Source organism: Gemmatimonas aurantiaca (genome assembly GCF_037190085.1).
In the GTDB taxonomy this organism is placed as follows: Bacteria; Gemmatimonadota; Gemmatimonadetes; order Gemmatimonadales; family Gemmatimonadaceae; genus Gemmatimonas; species Gemmatimonas aurantiaca_A.
The window spans coordinates 166,423-189,881 of record NZ_JBBCJO010000010.1 but is presented as its reverse complement, the minus strand read 5'-3'; the positions used below and the strand labels follow the sequence as shown (position 1 = coordinate 189,881).

Annotated in this window: 19 protein-coding genes; 4 read left to right on the top strand and 15 right to left on the bottom strand. The window is 64.9% G+C overall.

Translation table 11 applies throughout. The features are described 5' to 3' along the window. The 3 genes from WG208_RS13110 to WG208_RS13100 are packed head-to-tail and all read right to left on the bottom strand — an operon-like array spanning window position 1 to window position 2,891. Window positions 1–912: a DUF808 domain-containing protein gene (locus tag WG208_RS13110; RefSeq protein WP_345787002.1), complete on the bottom strand. Its 912-nt coding sequence runs from the start codon at window positions 910–912 to the stop codon at window positions 1–3. Between the two features lie 33 nt (window positions 913–945). After that, complete coding sequence (locus tag WG208_RS13105) at window positions 946–1,611, bottom strand: hemolysin III family protein (protein WP_337171816.1); 666 nt, start codon at window positions 1,609–1,611, stop codon at window positions 946–948. Next, complete coding sequence (locus WG208_RS13100; RefSeq protein WP_337171815.1) at window positions 1,608–2,891, bottom strand: serine hydrolase; 1,284 nt, start codon at window positions 2,889–2,891, stop codon at window positions 1,608–1,610. The genes WG208_RS13105 and WG208_RS13100 overlap by 4 nt, the downstream gene beginning before the upstream one ends. 69 nt (window positions 2,892–2,960) lie before the next feature. Here WG208_RS13100 and WG208_RS13095 point away from each other — a divergent pair, with 69 nt between their 5' ends. Then, the gene (locus WG208_RS13095; protein WP_337171814.1) at window positions 2,961–4,268 is read left to right on the top strand and encodes a VanZ family protein; all 1,308 of its coding nucleotides are present in this window, start codon (window positions 2,961–2,963) and stop codon (window positions 4,266–4,268) included. Between the two features lie 24 nt (window positions 4,269–4,292). On the opposite strand, the gene WG208_RS13090 is transcribed toward WG208_RS13095, so the two are convergent. The 12 genes from WG208_RS13090 to WG208_RS13035 form a co-directional block, all read right to left on the bottom strand. After that, window positions 4,293–4,826 (bottom strand): hypothetical protein, encoded by a 534-nt coding sequence (locus WG208_RS13090; RefSeq protein ID WP_337171813.1) that lies wholly within the window; start codon window positions 4,824–4,826, stop codon window positions 4,293–4,295. A 203-nt stretch (window positions 4,827–5,029) separates the two neighbouring features. After that, window positions 5,030–5,881: a DUF4097 family beta strand repeat-containing protein gene (locus tag WG208_RS13085; RefSeq protein WP_337171879.1), complete on the bottom strand. Its 852-nt coding sequence runs from the start codon at window positions 5,879–5,881 to the stop codon at window positions 5,030–5,032. 5 nt (window positions 5,882–5,886) lie between these two features. Further along, the gene (locus WG208_RS13080) at window positions 5,887–6,510 is read right to left on the bottom strand and encodes a zf-HC2 domain-containing protein (RefSeq protein ID WP_337171812.1); all 624 of its coding nucleotides are present in this window, start codon (window positions 6,508–6,510) and stop codon (window positions 5,887–5,889) included. After that, window positions 6,507–7,034 (bottom strand): sigma-70 family RNA polymerase sigma factor, encoded by a 528-nt coding sequence (locus WG208_RS13075; protein ID WP_337171811.1) that lies wholly within the window; start codon window positions 7,032–7,034, stop codon window positions 6,507–6,509. The genes WG208_RS13080 and WG208_RS13075 overlap by 4 nt, the downstream gene beginning before the upstream one ends. A 134-nt stretch (window positions 7,035–7,168) precedes the next feature. Beyond that, window positions 7,169–7,648 (bottom strand): DUF6174 domain-containing protein, encoded by a 480-nt coding sequence (locus WG208_RS13070; protein ID WP_337171810.1) that lies wholly within the window; start codon window positions 7,646–7,648, stop codon window positions 7,169–7,171. Between the two features lie 31 nt (window positions 7,649–7,679). After that, on the bottom strand, window positions 7,680–10,679 hold the full coding sequence (gene uvrA / locus WG208_RS13065) for an excinuclease ABC subunit UvrA (protein WP_337171809.1): 3,000 nt from the start codon (window positions 10,677–10,679) through the stop codon (window positions 7,680–7,682). Further along, window positions 10,679–11,605 (bottom strand): hypothetical protein, encoded by a 927-nt coding sequence (locus WG208_RS13060; protein WP_337171808.1) that lies wholly within the window; start codon window positions 11,603–11,605, stop codon window positions 10,679–10,681. Before WG208_RS13060 ends, uvrA begins: the two co-directional genes overlap by 1 nt. A gap of 21 nt (window positions 11,606–11,626) precedes the next feature. Continuing rightward, complete coding sequence (locus tag WG208_RS13055) at window positions 11,627–12,841, bottom strand: MFS transporter (protein WP_337171807.1); 1,215 nt, start codon at window positions 12,839–12,841, stop codon at window positions 11,627–11,629. Next, window positions 12,823–14,583 (bottom strand): alpha/beta hydrolase, encoded by a 1,761-nt coding sequence (locus WG208_RS13050; RefSeq protein WP_337171806.1) that lies wholly within the window; start codon window positions 14,581–14,583, stop codon window positions 12,823–12,825. Before WG208_RS13050 ends, WG208_RS13055 begins: the two co-directional genes overlap by 19 nt. A gap of 33 nt (window positions 14,584–14,616) precedes the next feature. Next, window positions 14,617–15,585 carry a tetratricopeptide repeat protein gene (locus WG208_RS13045; RefSeq protein WP_337171805.1) on the bottom strand — a complete coding sequence of 323 codons (969 nt, stop codon included), beginning with the start codon at window positions 15,583–15,585 and terminating at the stop codon, window positions 14,617–14,619. Between the two features lie 221 nt (window positions 15,586–15,806). Beyond that, on the bottom strand, window positions 15,807–16,619 hold the full coding sequence (locus WG208_RS13040) for a siderophore-interacting protein (protein ID WP_337171804.1): 813 nt from the start codon (window positions 16,617–16,619) through the stop codon (window positions 15,807–15,809). 8 nt (window positions 16,620–16,627) lie between these two features. Further along, window positions 16,628–17,092, bottom strand: coding sequence for a tRNA (cytidine(34)-2'-O)-methyltransferase (locus tag WG208_RS13035; protein WP_337171803.1), 465 nt, complete (start codon window positions 17,090–17,092; stop codon window positions 16,628–16,630). A gap of 187 nt (window positions 17,093–17,279) precedes the next feature. On the opposite strand from WG208_RS13035, the gene WG208_RS13030 reads away from it, so the two are divergent. The 3 genes from WG208_RS13030 to moeB all read left to right on the top strand — a co-directional run bounded on the left by WG208_RS13030 (window position 17,280) and on the right by moeB (window position 23,448). Next, window positions 17,280–18,302, top strand: coding sequence for an aldolase/citrate lyase family protein (locus WG208_RS13030; protein ID WP_337171802.1), 1,023 nt, complete (start codon window positions 17,280–17,282; stop codon window positions 18,300–18,302). A 191-nt stretch (window positions 18,303–18,493) separates the two neighbouring features. Further along, the gene (locus WG208_RS13025; RefSeq protein ID WP_337171801.1) at window positions 18,494–22,177 is read left to right on the top strand and encodes a carboxypeptidase regulatory-like domain-containing protein; all 3,684 of its coding nucleotides are present in this window, start codon (window positions 18,494–18,496) and stop codon (window positions 22,175–22,177) included. A 65-nt stretch (window positions 22,178–22,242) separates the two neighbouring features. Beyond that, a complete protein-coding gene (gene moeB, locus WG208_RS13020) occupies window positions 22,243–23,448 on the top strand; it encodes a molybdopterin-synthase adenylyltransferase MoeB (protein WP_337171800.1) in 1,206 nt (401 codons plus the stop codon). The last annotated feature ends 11 nt before the right edge of the window (window positions 23,449–23,459 follow it).

Sequence of the window (23,459 nt, the reverse complement as noted above, 5' to 3'; positions counted from 1 at the left end):
CTACCGGCTTCGCAGTTTTTTCACGAGCAGGGAGAGTGCCACGAGCACAGCGCCGGCCACGATGCCGAGCGCGGCGTCGAGCAACATCTTGCCGACGCCCGCGAACGATCCGGCCGCATGTGCCCACCGGTCCAGCACGACATCGATGCCATGCACTCCGTGCGCGATGATCCCACCGCCCACCGTGAACATGGCCGCCGTGCCGAGAATCGACAGACTCTTCATGAGCCAGGGCGCGGCCCGGAGGATCAGGCCGCCGATGGCGCGTCCGCGTTCATGCAGCGCGAGCCCCAGATCGTCCAGTTTCACGATGCCGGCCACGAGCCCGTACACGAACACGGTGGCGGCCACACTGACCAGGCTCAGCGCGCCGATCTGCGTGACGATCGGTGCGGTACTCATCGTGCCCAATGCAATCACGATGATCTCGGCCGACAGCACAAAATCGGTACGGATGGCGCCCTTGATCTTGTCTGTTTCGACCGCCAGGCGCTGCGCATCCGTGAGTGCGGGATGCGTCACCACGGAATCTGCGGTGGCATGCGCAGCAGGTCCGGCATCGTGCGGAAGCGCCGGGTGCAGCACCTTGTGGAGCACTTTCTCCACGCCTTCATAACAGAGGAACAGACCGCCGAGCATCATCAGCGGCATCACCGCCCACGAAGCGAAGGCACTGATGACGAGCGCCACCGGCACCAGGATGGCCTTGTTCAGCAGCGATCCCTTGGCCACCGCCCACACCACGGGCAGTTCACGGTCCACGCGCACACCGGACGCCTGCTCGGCATTGAGGGCGAGATCGTCGCCCATCACACCCGATGTCTTCTTGGCGGCCACTTTGGTGAGCAAGGCGACATCGTCGAGCATCGACGTGATGTCGTCGAGAAGAATCAGCAGGCTGGATGCCATGATGCGGCGGTCGATCCCTTGGAGAACGTCGGCGTGTCAGCGGGTGGAAGCCGCGTAGTTGAGCACCGCGAAGTAGTGGCACACGCTCCCGCCGAGCACGAACAGGTGCCACACCGGATGGGTCCACGCACGCCGCTTGTCCACGTAGAACACCACTCCGACCGTGTAGAGCAGCCCGCCGGCCACGAGCAGCGCCAGTCCCCCCGAGGCAATGGACAGCACGAGAGGCTTGATGGCGACGATGATCAGCCAGCCCATCGCGATGTAGATGAACGTCGACACCCTGGCGAAGCGGCCGCTCCCCACGATGACCTTGAACAACACCCCGATGGCCGCCAGTGTCCACACGATACCGAAGAGCGTCCACCCCCACGTGCCGCGCAACACCCCCAGGGTGAACGGTGTGTAGGTACCGGCGATCAGCAGATAGATGGCCGCATGATCGAGCACACGCAGACGCCGCTTGAGCGTCGGCATCGAGACGGCGTGGTACGCCGTGCTGGCGGCATACAGCGCGATCAGAGCGGCTCCGAATACACTGGCGCCAACGAGTGCGGCGCGCTCCCCGCGTGCGGCCGCCGCAATCACGAGGAAGGGCAAACCGATCATGCTCGCGAGCAGCCCCGCGCCATGCGTGAGGGCATTGGCCAGCTCCTCCCGGGGACCTGCCCGCCGGTCCGGCATGCTCGAACGGTTGCTCATCGCCGACTCTGCGACGCCAGCAGTTTCTCGATGAACTGATTGAGGCTGCCGTTGCTGTCCATCCAGCGGACGACCGCGACGAGATCGTTCACCGGATCCACGTAGATGTAGTTGTTGCCGGCTCCCACGTGCACGAATGCCTCTGGGGGCGCGGCGGAGAGATACGAACGATCGGGGTTCACGAACCAGTTCATGTACCCGTACGTCTTCTGCGCCGGCGTCGGTGTGAGGGCCTGGGTGACCCACGCATCGCTGAGCAACTGACGATCGCCCCATTGGCCGCGGCGCAGGGTGAGCAGGCCGAAGCGGGCCATGTCCCACGCATTGATGATCATGCCGCCGCCCCAATGGCCACCACCGCTCACGCTCTGCACTTCCCGGCCGTCCAGCACGATCCACGAATTGTCATAGCCGTACCAGCGCCAGGTGTCCGACGCCCCGATCGGATCCATGATCCGTTCCTTCAGCACCTCGGGCAGCGGACGGCGCCATACCTGCAGCGCGGCCAGGGCCAGCACATTCACCCGCGTGTCGTTGTACTCGTAGACACGGCCCGGCTCTTCACGCGGACGTGTCGTCCAGGTGGCGGAATTCTGCGCCGGTCGGTCGGCCCATTCCGGCTTGCCCCACAGCGTGCCTTCCCAGTCACTCACCTGACGGAGCAGATGATCCCAGGTGATACGCCGGTTGTGCGGAGAATCGAATGGGGTGAGCAGCCGATCGGTGCCCGGCCAATCGCGGGCATATCCGATACCGTTGGGACGGGCCCGCACGATGGGTGGCACGTACTTCGCGACCGTGTCGTGAACACTGCGGATCTTGCCGGCGTCGACGGCCAGCCCCACCACGGTGCTCACGAAGCTCTTCGTGACGCTGTTCGTGATTTCCTGCGCGTCGGGATCGCCCCAGGTGGCCACCACGTAGCCGTTCTTCACGATGATGCCGGTGGCTCCCCCCCGCGGCGGCAGGGGGCCGATGGGATCGCCGAGCGGCTCACGGCCGAAGGTGGCGTAGTGATTGAGTTCGAGATCGCGCGGCGTGCGGCTTTCCTTGCTGACCGCAAAGGCCACCGCATCGGCCAGTCGCGCCGAATCGAGTCCCACCGCACCCGGGGAACGACGCTCCCAACTGCCAGCCGGCGGAACGTAGGCGGGCGCCCCACGCCCGGCGGTCTGTCGCGGCGCACCCGCACGCTGCGCGATCAGGGAGGCTGGCGAGAATGCCGGGAGGGTGAGACTTGCAGACAGAACGAGCGTCGCGGCGATGACGGCAGATCTCATGCGGATCTCAACACATGAAGGGGAAAAGATGACCGCCAAAAGCTAGCACCGGTCGATACTCTTCCGCACATGCCCGCGCATATGCGACACCCGCCATCGTCCCCGTTCCCACGTCTGGTTCCTTCTGAACACGCCCGCCGTGCGGCCCGTGAACCCTTTCGCCTCCGGCGGACCGCGGATTTCACGGCGCTGCGGCTGGGGCGGGCGATCCTCGGGTATCTCGTGCTGATGATGGGAATCATCACACTGGCGCCGTTCCGGTTTCAGCTCACCCCCGCTCACGGTCTCACGGACATCTGGAATCCCACGGATCTGATCATGAACGTCCTCATGTTCATGCCCTTCGGCTTCGTGTATCAACTGACCCGGCCGCGTGGCGCCCCGCTGAACTGGTCCCGTGTCGTGCTGCTGGGCGGCGGCATCAGTGCCACCATCGAGGTGATCCAGCTCTTCTCCCCGACGCGCTACACCTCGCTGGTGGATCTCCTCACCAACACCGCCGGCGCCTTCCTGGGCGCATGGTTCTTCACCCGCGTGGCGGGCATGGTCCGTGACGAGGAAGCCGTCCAGAGTTTTGCGCTCGAACTGCCGCTCATGGGACTCATCTATCTCCTGACTCCCCTCTGCTGGCTGATCGGCCTTGGCAGCGAAGGGGAGCAGCGGCGATGGTTGATCCTGCTCATCGCCATCATGGCCGGCGGGATCATCGGCGCGGTGCATGCCGCCTACATCGCGCCCCGCCGCACCGACGGACGGGCCTGGATGGTCGGAATCGCCGCGGGATGGGTACTGGTGGCGATCCTGCCCGGAGCGTTCGGGGATCGCACGCTCGTGTTGGCGGGCGCCACGCTCACGCTGGGCGTCGCCCTGCTGCGAAGCATCGCGACCGCGCGCCTCATCGCACACGATCGGGCATCACGTTTCGAAGTGCCCACGTTGCGGATGTTGCTGCCGGTCTTCTCGATCTACCTGGCGCTGTCATCGTTGTGGCCCCTCAACGATGTCACGACGACCTGGCGGTGGACTCTCGCGCTGATGCCGACCGGGGTCGCGTTGTCCCAACCGCTGGTCTATCGCGCTCTGGAGCACGTGGCCGCGTTCACGCTGGTGGGTTACATCAGCGCCGAGTTCTACGGCCGTGACACACGCAGTTTCGTGCGCACGCTTCCGCGTCTGCTTTCATGGACGACCAGTGTCAGCCTGCTGTTGCAGATCGGCCGTGGTTTCCATGAAAGCATGGGCGCGAGTGGTTTGCTCTTCGTGCTGACACAGCTCGCCGCCGTCTACGGCGCCTGGCTCTATGTGCTCCAGCGCACGCACGTGCAGGCGCTCGTCCAGCGCCGAAGACTCATCCGCCGTTTGCGACAGGGGGCCTGAGGGGGCGGTATCTCCCGCTTCCGTTCATCTCGCGGCCGTCACGAGCCCGAGTGCCCTCAGCGCGCGGTCGACGCCGGCCGTCGTCGCGGCAAGCTGCTGGTCGTCCTTGCGTACCACCGGTTTCATGTACTCGACGTCCTGCACGTTGCCACTCGCTTCCACGCTGATGATGGCTTCCGCGGTTCCATGCGACCCCTTCGGTCCCTGCTCCGCCGAGAAGACGAGCACCCAGGCCGCCTTCTTCTCCCACTGACGCGTCACGGTGAAATGCGCCGCATCCTTGCGCACGATCGTGAGTGGCACCGAAACCCGCCGACCCGCACGCACACCTTCGGCGCGCCCGGTGACCGAGAGCTGTCCGGGTTCGGTGTGATGTTCGACTTCGAGTTCGAATGCCGTCTCCGACGTGGCGGGCATCGGCCGTACGGTGATGTGCGGCGGTCCGGCAATGACGGCGGCGCTGAACGCGAGCATCGGGACGACCCGGCAGCGGCGACCGGCCAGCGTGCGCCGCAACGAGGACCACGGGATCGTGACCGACGGGAAAGTGATCGACATGCTTCCTCCTTGGTGAATGCTCCGGAGCGAACGCGCGGGAGATGATTCACCGGAGAGATGCCGGTCGTGACAGCGGGGTTTAGCGAGACCTCATGACGTTCGCATGAAACTTCGCGTGAAACTTCGCGTGAGCCTCACAGGAAGCGTCGACGAGAAGCGTCAACGAGATACATGACGGGAGGCGTGACGTCGGGCTTCTGCGTTCATCGCAACGCCTGCACCGTGATGCGCCCCTTGAACGAACGGACCGTCAGTTGCCCGTGTTCGGCCGATCCGGCCATCACATCACCCACCGGGGGGCCGGCACGCGACGACAACGTCAACCGAGGCGCCGAACGGGGATCGACACGCAGCGTGACGCCGCCACTGTGTGTCTGGATCTCCAGTTCGGCCTTCCCGAGCTCCGGCCGCTCCACGATCACATCCCCGCCGATCGTTTCCACACGGCCATCGAAGCGCGCGGCCTGCACCGTCACCGGTCCGCTCACCGTCGCCACCGACACCGTGCCCTGCACATGCTGCAGTACCACGGCCCCCTTGCTGCCGCGCACCCGCAGGTCGCCGCGCCCGTTCTGCACGGTCACCGGTGCGTCGATGGACTCGAGCATCGTATTGCCCGAGACATCGTGCACCACCATGCGACCGCGCACCGTGTACGCCTCGAGCTCCGCCGATGTGCCGGTGACCTCGAGATCGCCGTCGATCTGCTTCACCCACACCCGTGTCCGGCGCGGGATGTGCACCACCCAGTCGGCTTCCGGCAAGCGCGGATCGGAGGCCACGCGCGCCTCCACACCCAACTTGACGTGCGTGCGTGATCCGCCTCCGAAAAAACTCGCCCCATCACTCATCTGGCCGCGCACGTGGATGGAGTCACGATCCCACACCTGCACGCGCAGTTTCCCCTTGGGCACATAGATACGCACCACCACGTCGGGTGTGACCGAAAAGCCCCGGTCCACCGGTGTCGCTCCTCCACCCAACGACGGCGTTGCATCGGCACGATCGCACAGAGCGAGCAGCAGCCCCGCCACGCCGATGGTTCTGCACACCATCCCGATCACGAGGCGGCGTCCCGCACGCGCCGCTCCAGCTCATCGCGGCGCGTTCTGATCGTGGAGCGGAACAGGCGAAGCTCCGCATCGTCCGGGGTCGCCACCAGCGCGGCATCGAGTTCCTGCATGGCCGCATCGAGCGCCGAAAACTCCGACGCGGCCTGCGCATTCGCCAACGCCTCGGCTTCTCCCACGGCCGCCCTGACGGATCCGGTGAACCGCTCCGGTGTCGCGTGCGCCGCCATACGCCCACTGTCGGCGAGCACCGTTCCCGCGGGTCCCTGCGCATCATGACGCGCAACGAGCGTGATCATGAACACGGCGGCCGCGGCCAGTGCGGCCATCATGCCTCCCCGTCGCCACTGATGCATCCGACGCCGATCCGCCACCGCGCGCAGCGTCGCATCACGCAGCGCCATGGACGGCGTCGGCTCGTACGAAACGGTTCGCACGGTCGCGGCGGCGAGCAACTCCTCGCAGACCGGACACACGGCGGCATGGGCTTCCATCCCCGATGCCGTTGCGGCATCGAGTGTGCCATCGAGATACGCGGGCAGATGCTGCTTCACGCGGGTACAGACATCGCCTTCCATGCCTTCCATCGGCGCGGGGCTGTGAGCGTTGGTCATGGGTCGAGCATCCCGCGCAACAGGCGTCGCGCACGGAAGAGGTGAGCTTTCGATGTCCCCTCGGCGATCCCGAGCTGCGTCGCAATCTCCGCGTGTGCATATCCGCCGATGTCGTGCATCACGAAGACCGCACGGGCCCCCGCCGGCAGACGGCCAATCGCCGATTCGAGATCCATCGACAGACCAGGGTCCCGGTCCGCGGTCGGGCTTTCCAGCGTGGGTCCGCTGCCGTCACTGTCGCCCGCCAGATCCGCCACGATCGCCACCCGCAACGCCCGACGTTTCCGACTGCGTTCGCCCACGAGCAGCACATTCAGGGCCACCCGGTGCAACCACGTGGAGAATGCACATTCTCCGCGGAACGATGTCAGACGTTCCCACGTGCGCACGAAGGTATCCTGGACCAGTTCCTCCGCCATCCGCCGGTCTCCGGTGAGTCCCATGGCCAGGGCAAAGAGCCGGGACGCGTGCGCGTCGTAGAGTGCGGCGAATGCCTCGGCATCCCCGTCCTGCGCGGCGCGCACGACGGGGTCGATCGCGGTCGGTACCGCCCGGATTTCAGGGGCGGGGTGCAGACCGGGGCTCAGGGGGAGCGGAAGAGCACACGGGATATGATACCGCCCGGTCCTCGGACGTTTACCGGCCGGGCCCCACTTTTTCAGGGAACGGGTCCCACCCCTCGTGTCACGTAGGCCACCTCATCATCGATCGCATCGAGCACCGGATCGAGCGACAGACGGTTCGGGTAACCCGCCACCGGATCGTAGGTGACCTCCTTCAGCGTCCCCGGCTTCTTCAACGCGCCGTGCACCTCGGCGAAGAGCTGATCGATCGTGCGAAAATAGCGGGGCTCAGGCGCCGGAAGTCCGTTCTGCGGCGGCACGGCCGGAACAACGGACGTGATTGCGCCATTGACCACCGTCACCACGAACTCGCTGTTTGCGAAAGCGCAGAAACAGAGGATCTGCTGTCGCATGACATAGCTGTTCGATGTCGGGCTGACCGTTCGCCAGCGCGACTGGGCGGCGGCGAGTTCCGATTCCTGCGGGCTGGTGGGATCACTGCAACCGGCCAGCGCCAGTGCACATGCGGCCAGAGTGTATCGGGCCGCTAGCCGGGAGCGGGAAAGAGGGCGCATACCTGCAATACCCACATGTCACGGCAGCGTGTCACTGCTTCGTCCGGCGCTGTTTCGGTGCCGAGGTGTTTCGCGCCGCGGATACGGGCAGCTTTTCCCGCAGAAACCGCCCTGTGTGTGAGGCTTTCGTGGCGGCGATCACTTCCGGTGGTCCCTGGGCCACGATCATGCCGCCGGCGTGCCCGCCCTCCGGACCGAGATCGATCACATGGTCCGCGGTCTTGATCACGTCCAGATGGTGTTCGATCAGAATGACCGTATGCCCGGCATCCGTCAGCCGGTTGAGTGCCTGCAGCAGACGCTCCACATCCGCGAGATGCAGACCCGTGGTGGGCTCGTCGAGGATGTACACCGTGTGCTTCGATCGCTGCAGCTTGCTCAGCTCCGTGGCGATCTTCACGCGCTGCGCCTCACCCCCCGACAGCGTGGTCGCCGATTGCCCCAGCGTGAGATAGCCCAGCCCCAGGGCGTCGAGCACATCCACGCGCCTCGCAATCACCGGTTCGTCGCGGAAGAACGACACCGCCTCCTCGATCGACATGTTGAGCACGTCGTCGATGGTCTTGCCACGAATGGTGACATCGAGCGTCTCGGGGTTGAAACGCCCACCCTTGCAGGCACCGCAGATGACCTCCACGTCGGGCATGAAATACATCTGCGTGGTGATCACTCCCTCACCCTGACATTCCTCGCAGCGTCCACCCTTCACGTTGAACGAAAAGCGCCCCGCCTTGTAACCTCGCTCCACGGAAAGTGGCGCCGCGGTGAAGAGATCGCGGATGGTGTCGTAGAAACCCACGTACGTGGCAGGGTTGGAGCGGGAGTTCCGGCCGATCGGACTCTGATCGATGCTCACCACCTTGTGAACATGCTCCATCCCTTCCACCGCGTCGTGCTCCCCCGGCAGCGTGCGCGTATCCTCGAGCCATTTCCAGAGCGCCTTGTACAGCACCTCGTTGATGAGCGTGCTCTTGCCCGACCCAGAGGCACCGGTGATGGCGACCAGTGTGCCGAGCGGGATCGTGACGGTGAGATTGCGCAGGTTGTTTTCGCGGGCGCCTCGGATGACCAGATGCTGGCCATTGCCGGTGCGGCGATGCGCGGGCAGCGCGATATGACGCGCCCCTGACAGGAACTGTCCGGTTGGAGACTGCTTGCATCGCAGGACGTCGTCGATGGTGCCCTGAACCACCACCGTTCCGCCGTGCACACCGGGGCCGGGACCCATCTCCACGATATGATCGGCGGCGCGCACCGTGTCCTCGTCGTGCTCCACGACAAGGACGGTGTTGCCGATGTCCCGCAGCCGCTCCAGCGTGGCGATCATCTTGGCATTGTCCTTGGGATGCAGTCCGATGCTCGGTTCATCGAGCACGTACAGCATCCCCATCAGACCGGAGCCGATCTGTGTGGACAGACGGATACGCTGCGACTCGCCACCCGAGAGCGTGCCCGAGCGCCGGTTGAAGCTGAGATAGTCGAGACCTATCCCCAATAGCAGAGCAAGCCGCGCGCGGATCTCCTCGAGAATCTGCCTGCCGGCGCCCGCGCCACGGCCAGTCGGCGTCACCATGCCCAGAAACGCGTGCAGTTCATCGAAGTGCATCGCGCCAAGATCGTGCACCGACTTCCCCTGCACCGTGAACAGGAGGCGGGTGGCGCGCAGGCGCGTGCCTTCACAGTCGGGGCAGGTATGTTCGACCATGACTTTGTCGAGCCACGCCTCCATGCGTGAATCGCCCTCGCCCCGTTGCCGGTACCGCCGATACTGCCGCTCGATGCGGCGTGCGATGCCCCCAAAACCCACCTCGTGGCGATCCCAGTCCGCGCGCTTCACCGTACTCTCCGGCGGCGCCTCCGTGCGGAACCGACGTTCGATGCCATACAGCACGGCATGCCGTGCTTCGGGCGTGAGCTCCTGCCACGGGGTATCGAGTGAGAAGCCGAGCAGCGTGGACAGCGTCCACATGATGCGCCCGTCCCACGTGTCGGGGTTGTAGCGATACGCTTCGCGCACGAAACAGCCGCCACGAATGGACCGACGTGGATCGGGGATGAGCAGATCGGGGTGCGTGAGCTTGTCCACGCCCAGACCACCGCAGGTACGACAGGCCGCTTCGGGGTTGTTGAACTGGAAATATTCCGGTGAGATGTCGCCATACACGAAGTGCTGTGCGAGACTGCTCTGGGCCGAATGGAAGCGCGACAGCTCGACCTTGTTCGGCCCCTTGATCACATGGAACTGCAGCAGTCCGTCACCCACCAGCAGCGTGGCCGCGATCGCCGCCTTGATGGCCTTTTCGTTCGATCGCCTGACAATGAACCGGTCGACGATGGCATCCATATGGGATACCTGGGACGCTTCGAGTTCGATCTGTTCGGCCAGATCGTATGGGGTGCCATCGATGACGACACGCCGGCATCCCTTCTTTCTGACATCGGTGAACACCACATCGAGCTCTTCGCCATACACCTTGAAGAGCGGCGCCCGCAGCTCCACCTCACTGCCCTCCGGCAGCGAGAACAGGGCTTCGAGGATCTGGGACGCGGAACGGCTGGGAACGACTTCACCGGTACGGGGACAGTGCGGTTCTCCGATCGTCGCGAAGAGCAGATTGAGATAACTCGCGACATCGGTCATCGTCCCCACGGTGGACCGGGGATTGCTCGCGATCGTTTTCTGCTCGATGGAGATCACGGGGGAAAGCCCGAACACGAAGTCCACATCAGGCTTGGTCACCTGCGCCACGAAACGCTTGGCGAACGACGACAGGCTTTCCATGTATCGCCGCTGGCCCTCGGCGTAGATCGTATCGAAAGCCAGCGACGATTTCCCCGATCCCGACAACCCGGTCACCACCACCAGTCGATCGCGCGGAATCTCCACCGAGATGTTGCGGAGATTGTGCGCCCGCGCACCCTGCACGGCGACGGTGGTGCGCGGCGCGGGCTTCGGTGCGGATCTCGACGCGGACTTCGATGCCGGTTTCGACGCCGCTGCCGCCTTCGCTGCTGCTTTCCTGATGGCCATCAGTAGACGTCTGGTGGTGGGGTGAGCGCATAGAACGCGAGCTCCTGCACGTCGGCGGTGCTCCTTTTGGTCAATCGGGCGGTGAGGGAAGCGCGCCCGATCACGCCCTGATCGGCGAGATACTCGCACGCGCCACTGACGTGCTCGACTCCCAGCGTCCGCAGAAAGTGTGCATCGATTTCACTGCAGGCGCGCGCTTCACCCACCTCCTCCAGCCAGCTCACGATCGGCCTGCCGAATGTCGCCGCCTGCTGCTGCATGTAACTCTCCGCCGTTTCCAGCGCCTGCTCCACGACTTCCCGCGATTTTGGCGTGTTGAGCATTCCCGTGTAGATCATCGAAAAGAGCGGCCGATTGAGCGGCAGTGCGCGGGGAAGCACTTCGCGGTCCGCGAGTTCTCCATGACGCATCACTTCCATGCGCGCCAGCGGCGTGGCCGCGGCGAGAATCCAGAGCGCTGCGTAATCGTAGTCGCTCCGTGTCAGAAACCATTTGCGCGCCTTGTACAGGCAGGCCAGTGCTTCGGTGGCCGCTCCCAGCATCTGGATCTGCGTGTCACGATCACCGATGCGGCGCATATGCCCGAGCAGGGGCGGCAGCGACTCGTCGTGCGAGTACAGCATGCGGCCCTTGCTCAGCATCGAATGCATGAACGAATTGGACAGCGCCCCGTCCGCCAGCCGTTTGAATGCGGCGCGTGGCAACAACATCGCGTGCACATTGATGCCGTCCGCATCGAGAATCATTCCGCCGCTGGCAATCAGCTTGTCGTCGACGGTGATGAGCACGAGATCGATATCGGATCGCGCCCAGACGGTGTCGTGTGCCAGACTGCCGCACAGCACCGCGGCCAGTATGGCCCGATCGGCCCGCACGGAGTCCACCAACGTTTCCAGCGCCTTCGCAAAATGCTCGGGGGCAGACATGTCAGGACCTTACCGCCCGAACTACTCGGCCACCACCTCCGAGCCCGGCGGCAGGGTGGCCCGGCGGACATCGGGCAACCAGGCGGCCAGGAGACCGATGGCCGGCAGGAAGGCACAGATCTGGTAGACCGTCTCGATGCTGTAGGTGTCAGCCAGCTTCCCCAGCACGGCGGCACCCACACCGCCCATGCCGAACGAAAAGCCGAAGAACAGCCCGGAGATCATTCCCACCTTGCCGGGCACCAGTTCCTGCGCGAACACCACGATGGCCGGAAATGCCGAGGCCAGCAGCAGACCGATGATGACACTGAGCACGCCGGTCCAGAACAGATTCACATGGGGAAGCATGAGACTGAACGGCAGTACGCCGAGGATCGACATCCAGATCACGTACTTCCGCCCGATGCGGTCTCCCACCGGTCCGCCGGCCACCGTACCCACCGCCACCGCCGCCAGGAACAGGAAGAGGTGGAACTGTGCCACTTCCACCGAGACACCGAACCGGTGCATGAGGTAGAAGATGAAATAGCTCGTGAGACTCGCGAGATACACATACTTGGAGAAGATGAGCATCAGCAGAATGCCGATCCCGCGTCGCACGATGCCCTGGGGAAGAGCAAACTGCGCGGCCTGCTTCCGACCCGCTTCGAGGCGGGCGAGTCCGTGATGCCGGTACCAGAGGCTCACCTGCCAGAGAATCGCGAAGGAGAGCAGCGCCAGCAGCGCAAAAAACGCCAGACTGCCCTGTCCCCACCGCACCACCACCAGTGCGGCGGCCAGAGGTCCTAGCGCACTGCCCGCGTTCCCTCCCACCTGGAACAACGACTGCGCCAATCCGTTGCGCCCGCCGGCGGCCATGCGCGCCACGCGTGACGATTCCGGATGAAAGACCGACGATCCCATGCCCAGCAAACATGCGCCGAGCAGGACCATGCCGTATCGATGCGCCACGGACAGCACCGTCAGGCCAGCCAGTGTGAAGATCGTTCCGCCCGGCAATGCCTGGGGGGTGGGTCGTCGGTCGGCCACGAGCCCCACCACCGGTTGCAGAAACGATGCGGTGATCTGGTACGTGAGCGTGATGAAACCCACCTGCGCAAAACTCAACCCGAGTTCAGCCTTGATGTTCGGGTAGATGGCCGGCATCAGCGCCTGCATCATGTCGTTGAGCAGATGACAGAAGCTGATGGCCAGCAGGATGCCGAATGCCGGACCGTTCACGGCCGGGCCCTCCATCCCCACTCCATCAACGCGTTTTCGATATCACGGCGCATCTGACGTTGGCCCGGCGGATAGTAGAAACCGAAAAAATGCCCCGCACCAGCCACTTCGCTCAGTCTCGTGCGGTTGCCGGCGAGTTGCGAGCGTTCCACGAACACGCGCGTACGCTGGATGTCACAATACTCATCGCCGTCGGCATGCACGAGTAGGGTCGGCGGCTGACCGGTATCGGCGGCCAGAAGCGGCGTGAACTCGGCCACGGATGCCCGGCGGCCAACCATCTTGCGATAGTAGCCGTCCTCACCCAGTCCCCCGGGATCGACACAGGCGCCCACCGCCAGCACGGCCGCGGGATACTGCCGACCCACCGTGGCAGCGGAAAGCGCGGTCGTATTCGTCTTCACGCTGTCCAGGGGCAGCGACAACCCGCGCGTACCGAGAATCAACGCCAGGGTGGCACCGGACGAAAACCCTGCCACGCCGACCCGCTGCGGATCGATACGCAGGGCATCGGCGTTGCTCCGTACCCATTCGTACGCCCGTATCGCGTCCTCCACCTGGTCGAGCGGACCCCCGTCGAAACGATTGGCGGTCCGCAGATCGATCGCCACCACCGTCACGCCATTCTGCTGCAACACACTCAGCACCCCCGGGGAATGCCACCAGGTCCCGCTGTTCCACGATCCACCGTGGAACCACAGCATGACCGGTGTGACGGCCATGCTGTCCACGAACAGCGGACGCAGGACATGCGCTTCGAGATCCACACCATCCACCGTGCGATAGACACGCACCGCATGTCCACGTCGCATGCCGATGTCGACGGCAACGAGGGAATCCACGCGATGGCGAGTCGCGGAGTCGACCCCATATGTCAGCCATCTGGCATAAACCGAATCGATACCGCGGCTCCCGTTGTCGTCGACCCAGGTGGAGAGCAACCGGCTCATGGTGCGATGCCTCAGCGAGGAGTCGGTGAGTGTGGTCGCCACCTGGAACTCCGCACGCAACCAGCGGGCATCACCGCGCTGCAACGTCGAATCGCCGGCCAGCAGGTTCCGGGCCTGCTCGTGTACGAATGCCTCCACGAGCATCGCGTGCTCCGGCAGCGACATCCAGCGCGGGTCGTTGAGCGCGAGGCCGTTGAGAAACGTGGTCAGCGATGTGTCCGCCTGAATGGTACTCGCAATGGCATTCGCATCGGACTCACGCCAATGGAAGTACGGATGGACCACGCGGCCGAACGCAAACCGGTATTGCAGCCGCCTGGCCTCCCGCTCGCGGAACTCCGCCGTGGTGCCGGCGACACGGCGCATCTGTCGCAGATCGTCGTCGTAGGCGGTCTTCCAGACGGGAACGAACACCGAGGCGTCCTCGGCCCACAGATCCGCCAGCAGTGCGGTACTCATGGACCGCGGCGCGTAGAGATACCGATTGAGCGGTGCTCCACGGCCATCGAATCGCGGCGGCGCGCCCGGAGCGAGTGTGACGCGGACATTCGCACCATCGAGCACATACAGCTCCACCGTTCCGCCGCATTGCAGTGTGTGCGGCCCCGGAGCGACGGCATCGAAACGGAATCGCCGGTCGTTGCCGCGCGATGCGGGCCGATCGTCGAGTGTGGCGATACGACAGGCTTCGCCCGGTGCTTCCAGCAGCACACTGCCCGGCTTCCTGGGCGTCTGCAACACCACGGCGTCCTGAGCGTGCATGACCGCCGGGAGCAGCAGAAACAACGCCAGGAGAAAGCCGATCATTTGCGGGCTATGAAAGGCAATGCGATCGGGCGCTCACTTCACTCCGTTGCAGCGCCCACGCGCGAGATCGACTTCCGCCGCGATGTAGCCGAATCCGGGCCACTCCTCGCGCGACACGAGTTCACGCAAAATGCGACATCCCTTGATGCTGTCGCCCCGCACGATGGAGAGATTGGCCAGCGCATAGCCGATGGTGAGCACCCCACCACCATTCACGCGGACCGAATTCCAGAGGGTGTCGGGCTTGCGTCCACGGGCAATGTCGACCGCGTCCACATACCAGCGTCCCTCCGGCACATCGCCCTGCGGGGCGGGAAGTTTTTCGAGCACGGCCTTCGCTTCCGCATGACGTCCGGCGCGCGACAACGCCGCCGAGCGCCACGAAGCGAGCGCATAACGCAACCCATCGTGCAGATCGTCGCAGTCACGACGGTCGAGCGTGACCGCCGTGCCCGGAGCGCCATGCACCCGTTGCGGGGTCTCGGCACAGCTGCCCAGCGTGGACGCGGCAACGACATACCGCCCCACGTAGTAGTAGGCGAGTCCGAGATGATACAGGCTGTGGAAACTCTGCGGCGCGAGCCTGCGGGCCTGTTCGAGATCGGTGATGGCCCGCTCGAACTGACGGGTCGACAGATAACGCTGTCCGCGGAGACTCAGCGCACGCGCATCCTTGGGAGCCAGCGCGATGGCCCTGGTATACAGCGCGATCGACTCACCGAACTGCCAGACGCCATCGTATGCCTGTCCGGCCGCGAACAGCACATCGGGATCGTTGGGCTGCCTGGCGAGCGCTTCACGCGCACTATCGACTGCGGCGTTCGATGGCCGTGGCATCAACACCCGACCAAGCAACGACGTGATGGGTGTGCCCTGGCCGCCGCGACCGGATGCTCCCTGCACGGGCACGCTCTGCGCCCGCCCTTCGGAGAGCGCCACGGCGCCTGTGGCGCCGCCGAGCATCATCAACCCTGCCAGTACGATATTTCGAACGCCAGCCACCACGATCTTTCCCCTCGACGGGACCGAGCAGCACCACCCTCTCAAGGGAACGTGAAGCATCGTCCATTCGTTGTCAGTTCCAACAATATCAACAATACCATGGAGCACCGCACCCGTCGAATGCGGATTCTTACGGACGGCAACGGCCACGGGACCGGCTATCGGCAAAACGTGTCGGTGTGTCCCCGGCGATTCAGGCGGCCGCGACCGGATCGTACGGTTCAGTCGTGGTGATTGGAGACCCCGGGCTTCCAATAGCCACTGGCTTTCATCCACGCACGGGGATGGTGCCGGGCCTCGATCACCTGTTCGCGCAAACGACGCATCGTACCGGCCTCGCCGCCGATGAAGACGAAGCCTTCCCCGTCGGGCCAGACCAACGCCGCGAGTGCATCGTCCAGCAGGGTCGTCGAACCGGGCGCGGCGCCCCGACGATGGAGATACCGGACGGCGATATCCGCACGACTGACAAACGCCTGGTGCTCCCGTTCGTCCTCCACTTCGATCAGTGCGATGGCGCGCGCATGGGCAGGCAGTTCCTCGAGGCGTCGCCCGATGGCCGGCATGGCCGTCTCGTCACCGAGCAGCAGATACCAGTCGAAGGCATCGGCCACCACGAGGGATCCGCGCGGACCGCCGATTCCCAGAACATCTCCGGGGCGGGCCGATTGCGCCCATGCCGTGGCCGGTCCCGCATCGTGCAGCATGAAATCGATCGTCAATTCGCCACGATCCGCATCGAAGCGCCGTGGTGTGTAGTCACGCATCGGCGGCGGCGTGATGTCGGGCGGAAATTCGAGACCGCTGGGGCCCCGCACCGGCAGATGCAGTCCCTGCGCGGTGGGGAAGACGACTTTCACGTGATCATCGGGTGCGGCGCTGTGAAAGCCTTCCAGCTCCTCTCCGCCAAGCACCACGCGCTGCACACGCGGCGTGACCCGTTCGGTACGCAGCACCGTCAATCGGCGGAATTGCACCGGGAAAGGACCATGCCTGACCGCGCGCGCTTCATGTCCGGAATCGTCGTGTGTCATGATCGCCATCACCGTCGGTGTTGACGCAGCCGCTCGTACACCGCCACGGCAACGCTGGTGGAAAGATTGAGAGAGCGCACGAGCGGCGACACGATCGGCATCGCCAGAAAACGATCGGCCCAGCGCTCGTGCAAAGAGTCCGGCAAGCCACCGGTTTCCCGTCCGAAGATCAGCACCACATCGTCGGGTTCGCCGAGGGGCGCGTCCCAGAAGAGTCGCGTCGCCCTGGTGGAGAAGAAGAAGGGTTCACCCAGCGTGGGGAGGACGGCCTCGAACGACGCCCAGTCGGGCCATACGCGCACGTCCACATGCTCCCAGTAGTCGAGCCCCGCACGACGAACCTCGCGCTCGTCGAGCGAGAAGCCGAGGGGTTCGATGAGATGCAGCGTCGCGCCGGTCGCCAGACAGGTGCGACCGGCATTGCCCGTGTTCCAGTGGATTTCCGGATGCACCAGCACGACATGCAGACTCATGACGTAAACGACACGTTGGCGACAGGGAGAGAGTGTCTTCAATCATAACGACACACCATGCCGGACCGCGTATCAACGCGCACCCGTCCGATATCGTATTTTTTCGGAGATCCTTCGTAGATTTCCGGGTAGATTTCCGGTCCGTTCCCGCCGTCTTCCTCTCCGTTCTTCCCGCCCAATCCACATCATGCGCCACGCTCTTGCGTTCACCGCAGGTGCCCTCGCCGTGCTCGCGCTTCCATCGGCCGCGTCGGCTCAGGCCTCCGACCGACTGAACCCGGTCATCGCCGTCCAGGAGAAGGGACTGCCCATCTTCGGCATCGCCCACCCGGCGATCGTGCGTCGTGGCCCCGGTGGTCCGCCGGGAGGCCGGGGTGGTCCGGGTGGCCCGCCGGGAGCGCCGCCTGCGGGAGCCCAGAATGGAGCACCGAACGGAGCCCCGCCCGCCGGCGCCCCCGCACCGGCGCCACTGCCACCGATCGTGTTGAGCGACGTGGCGAAGGAGACGGTCGGTTACACACGAGCCGACTTCCTCTTCACCTCCGCGGCCAACGAAACGTTCTATCGCTATCTCGACGAGATCCGGAAGGCCGGCGGATCGGCCCGCACACATCCGTTCTCCTCGAAGATCGGGATCTGGCACGAGGATCCCGCGCGCGCGCAGCAGGTCGTCATCCGTCAGCTCAATGCCGGTCTCGTGAACATCTCCGCCGAGGAAGTCTCATCGGCCGACGAAGTCCGCGATGTGCTGAAGGCCATGCGCTTCGCATCGGCAGGGGGCACGCGCCCCGATACGGGACTGGCCGCCGCCGCCGCGTACTGGGGACTCACCGTCGATCAGTACAAGCAGAGAGCCGATGTGTGGCCGCTCAACAAGCGCGGTGAGCTCTTCCTGAGCGTCATCATCGAAAGCAAGGAAGGAGTGGCGCGCGCCCGCGAGATTGCCGCGGTACCGGGCGTGGGACAGATCTTCGCCGGTTACGGCACACTCGGCGGCGTCTACCGGGACGATCCCGCCGGCCGGGAGCGGGCGGCACAGCAGATCCTCGCTGCCTGCAAGGAATACAAAGTGCCGTGCGGTTTCCCCGTGAACAATCCGGCCGAGATGGAACAGCGCATGAAAGAAGGATGGACCGTCTTCATCATGCAGCGTCGTGACGACAACGGATTTGCCGCCGTGGAGACGGGACGCAAGATGTCGGGGCGCTGAGGGCCTCATCAAACAAGTCGGAGTCCATGAACGCCGCCGTACCGGAATCGCCAGAGAGCGTTTCCAGTACGGCGGCGTTCACATTTTGTTCTGCATTGTCGACGACGATCGATAGGGTATGAGTCGGGGTGCGGGTTACCCGGATACCTCCGCAATGTTCCTTGTCTGCCGGCCATGCCTCCCCTCCCCGCATGCTCCGTAATCTGACTCTTCTGCTCTTCCTGTTGCCCGGCGCGGCATCGGCTGATGCGCAGTCCGTCCCCGATCTGCTGCGGGGACGTGTGCGTGATGATTCCGCGCGTGCCATCGCCGGTGCCAGCATCTTCGTGACACGCGGCAGCGATCGGTCGGTCCAGCAAACCCTCACCGATTCGTCGGGGCAATGGCGTGTGCAGTTCGACGAGGGAACCGGTGACTATCTCGTGTTTGCCTCGGCTCCCGGCTATCTCAGTGCACGACAGCGTGTGCAACGGACCACGACGGAGCGCGAGTTCATCGTGGATCTGACGCTCCGGCGCATGGGTGCGGCCACGCTGGAAACGGTGCGTGTGCAAGCGGGCGCCAGGCGACGCCCGGACAACGGCATTCACCTCGGAGCGGAGGAAGTCGGCGCCTCCGACCGATGGGTCGACGGCGTGAACGCCACCTTGTCACCAACGGCGCGTGGTGATATCGGCGCCATGCTGGGCACGGTGCCGGGGCTCGTCATGAGCACCGACGGGGCGTCACTGCTCGGAGCCTCATCGGGATCGACCATGACGACTCTCAATGGCATGGCGTTGCCGGCTGGCCAATTGCCCCGTGGTGCTCCCATCGACGCGCGATTCTCGGCGGGCACCATGGATGCAACGCGTGGCGGTTTTGCCGGCGGTCAATTCGATCTCCGACTCGCAGCCGGCAATCGGGATCAGCAACGGCGACGCGCATGGAGTACGCTGGATCCCCGCTTCCTTCAGCATGCCGACGCCATCGGCAGGGCGACCGGTGCAACCGCCACGGGTGTCCGTCTGTCGGCAGCAGCCGATGGTGAGGCCATTCGCCGCGCGCTCACCTACAACGTGAGCATCGATTTTGCCCGGCGGGCCAGCTCGCCCGCATCACTCACGACGGCGGATGCCGGCACGCTCGCATTTGCCGGTCTCTCCGGCGACAGTGTCTCGGCGCTGCGCGCCGCATCCGATGCGGCAGGACTTCCTGCCGGTGCTTCATTCACCAGCACCAGCGAGACCTGGAGCCTCCTGGGCCGCTTCGACGACACGCGCGACACGGCCCGTGTCCTGGCGCTGACCACCTTCCTCAATCGTCGGACGCAACGTGGGGTCGGCACGTCTCCCCAGTTCGCTCCGACCAGTGCCAGCGATCTCACCGATCAGACAGCCAGTGTGCAGTTGCTGCATCAACACACCGGCATGCGACGCGCCTGGTTCAATGAAAACCGATTGGCGTTCAGTCGGGCGACGACGATCGGCACTCCACGCATCGCGCTTCCGACCGCCGTGGTGGGCGCCAGCAGCATCGATGGCACGGTGGCCGTACTGGGCGGTTCGCCCTTCGATGTACCGGAAAACCGGCAACAGACTGTCGAGGGAGCCAGTGAGTGGGCGTGGGCAGGAAGCACGCCAGCTCACCGATTCCGGGCCATCGTCTGGGGGCGGGGAGATCAACGACATGATGCCGGTGTGCGGGACCGCTGGGGAACATGGCGATTCGCTTCGATCGATGATTTTGCCAACGACCGTCCGACACTGTTCACGCGCACGATCGAGCCACGGCCACGAATGGGCACGGCATGGAACGGCGCGATGGCGCTTGCCCATCAATGGCGTGCCAGCTCCACCCTGCAGGTGCTCTCGGGAGTCCGGATCGAGGGGAACACCTTTGGACGCATCACTTCCCCTTCCATCGAATTGATGGAATCGGTCGATGGTGATGCACAACCGGTCACACGCATACGGACCGACCTCTCACCGGCACGTGTGCACCTCAGTCCACGTCTTGGTCTCACCTGGCAACTCGGCGGCGGCGACGTCCGCAGCGCACAGATGTTCGCGAACTACGGCACCGTGGTACGCCCGTCCATGGGCATACTCCGGGCGGGGATCGGCGAGTTCCGTGACCTCTTCGATGCGTCGGTCGTTACCGCCGCCGGTATGGGAGCCGGCCCGGACAGCCGGGCCCGATCACTCGTCTGCGTGGGCGCCGCAACACCGATACCGAACTGGGAAACGCTGCTCGCCTCGCCGATGACCACCCCGGACCATTGCCTCGGCGACGATCCGGTCCTGTCGCAGCGTGCCGCGGACGTGCGCTTTCTGTCTCCCTCCTACGATGCTCCCAGGGCCTGGCGCAGCTATGTGAACTACTCCCGCAACGTGCATTCTTTTCTGGTGCGTGTCGAAGCCATGGGAGCCATGAATCTCGCGCTGCCGGGAGTCGTGGACCGGAATTTCACGACGGCCGGCGGAATGCTGCTCACCGACGAGCATCGCATGCTGTTCGTTCCGACTGGTGCCATCGACACCAGATCCGGAGCAGTTTCCCCGACATCGAGCCGACGCGACCCGCGCTACGGCAGCCTGCGGGAACTGCGCAGCGATCTCCGCTCGGAGGCGGCCCAGCTTTCCCTTGGCCTGACCTCGGACATTTTCCGGTGGCGATCGCAGTTCTATTCGGCCACGTGGACCATCCAACGCGTGCGTCAGCAGTATCGGGGCATGGACGGAGGCAATGCCGGCGATCCCATGCGGGTGGAATGGGCCCGCGGCGCGAATGATTCCCGTCATGTCGTTCTGCTGCAGGCGGGATATACACTGCCGCAACAACGGGGAACGTTCACGCTCTTCGGGCGCCTGCAGTCCGGACTGCCCTTCACGCCCATCGTGCAAGGCGACATCGATGGTGATGGGGTGACCGGCGATCGGGCATACATCTTCGATCCCTCCCGTGATGCCGATGCCCAGCGGGCCGCGTCGATGCACGGGCTGCTGGCCACGACGGACCGCATCGGACGATGCCTCGCCTCCCAGTGGGAGACCGTGGCCGCCCGACAGAGTTGTTCGGGGCCATGGACCATCACGACCAATGCCCGGTTCGACTTCACGGTGCCTCCGGCGTTTGGCGGTCGCCGATTGCGTGCCGCCGTGAATATCGAGAATCTGGCCGGCGGATTGGATCTGCTGCTGCACGGCAACCATCCCCACGGATGGGGCAATACGACACCGGTGGATCCGGTGTTGCTCATCCCCCGTGGATTCGATCCTGTCGCCAGGCGATTTCTGTATGCCGTCAATCCGGGGTTCGGAGGCATGCGCTCAACGCGGGCCATGTCCCGCAATCCATTCCGGATCACGCTCGACTTCACCATCGATCTCACCAGGCCGCTCGCCGAGCAGCGCCTGGCGCGCACGCTGGAGCCGGTACGCCGCAATGGTCGATGGGAACAGCCCACGGTCGCGGACATGGAACGTGTCCAGATGCGCCAGGTCTCGAGCCTGCATCGGCTTTTGCTGTCCTTCGCAGACACGTTGTTCCTGCAGCGGGATCAGATCGATCGTCTGCGTGAAGCCGACTCCGTGTATCAACGCGAGGCCCGCGCGCTCTTTCAACCGCTGGCGGCCCGTCTCGCGGCATTGCCCGCCTCGTTCGACGCTCCGGCCGTTCTCGCGGATATCAGAGCCGTCGAACTGGCCTATCAGCGACGGTTCTGGGCGCAGCGTGATATCGTGCGAGGTATTCTGACGCCTCTGCAGGCCAGCGTGATGCCCGAGATCGCGAAGATGATCATGGCCTACGAACTGCCATCCGATCCCCAGCGCTGGCCCCGGTGGTTCTTCGCCGACGATGGATCGGTTGCCGGAGTGGGTCCTCCACCGTGAGGGGGGGTGAATCGCTAGACTACAGGGGTCGCTCCATATACGCGCACATTCTCCAAGAACCGCCGTTGACCCCGTCTCCGCAGCACCCGCCGCCGCTGCCTCCACTCTCACAGGAGGAACGCGACCGCTACCGGCGCCAGCTCGTGCTGCCGTCGTTCGGTGTTCCGGGTCAACAGCGCCTGAAAGCGTCGCGCGTGCTGATCGTGGGGGCCGGCGGGCTCGGCTCGCCGGCCGCCCTCCATCTCGCGGCCGCCGGTGTCGGAACCATCGGCCTCGTGGACCACGATGTCGTGGACGTCACCAATCTCCATCGGCAGTTGCTGCACGGCACGCAGGACATCGGGCGCGACAAGCTCGCTTCCGCGCGGGACCGCCTGCAGCAGATCAATCCGCTGGTGCAGGTGGTGACGCACGACTGCTGGCTCACCTCCACCAACGCCCTGGAGATCATTGCCGGATACGATCTGGTCATCGACGGCACCGACAACTTCGCGACACGCTATCTCGTGAACGACGCCTGCGTGTTGCTCGGCAAACCCAATGTGCACGGGTCGGTGTTCCGCTTCGATGGACAGGCATCGGTCTTCGCCATGCCGGACGGTCCCTGCTATCGCTGTCTCCACCCGGAGCCGCCACCGCCGGAGATGGTGCCGAATTGCGCCGAGGGCGGCGTGCTGGGCGTGTTGCCCGGCCTGGTTGGCACCATCCAGGCGACGGAGGCCATCAAGGTGCTGACGGGAATCGGCACGTCACTGGCAGGCCGGCTCCTGATGATCGACGCATTCACCATGCAGTTCCGCTCCGTGACGATCGCCCGCGATCCGGCGTGCCCGGCCTGCGGCGCCAGGACGCTCACCGCGCTCATCGATTACGACCAGTTCTGCGGCACACCGGGACTGCATGCGCTGCCGGACGCGCGGGCCAGAGAGATTGCGCCGGCCACGCTGCGCACATGGCAGGCACACCGGGAGCCGTTCGCACTCGTCGATGTACGTGAACCAGCGGAGACCGCGCAGGGCGTTATCGCGGGAGCCCGTCTCATCCCGATGGCGAGACTCCAGGAAGCACTGCCGACATTGCCGCAGGATCGTCCATTGGTGCTGGTGTGCAAGAGTGGCGTGCGCAGCGCACGGGCGGCGCGTCAGCTCGAGGCGGCGGGATTCACCCGGGTGTTTTCACTGACCGGCGGCATGATGCAGTGGGAGGAGCTGGTCAGTGACGAACACGCTGAAGAACACGCGGCGACTGACAATCAGACCACCAGCACCTGAGGTATACCGCT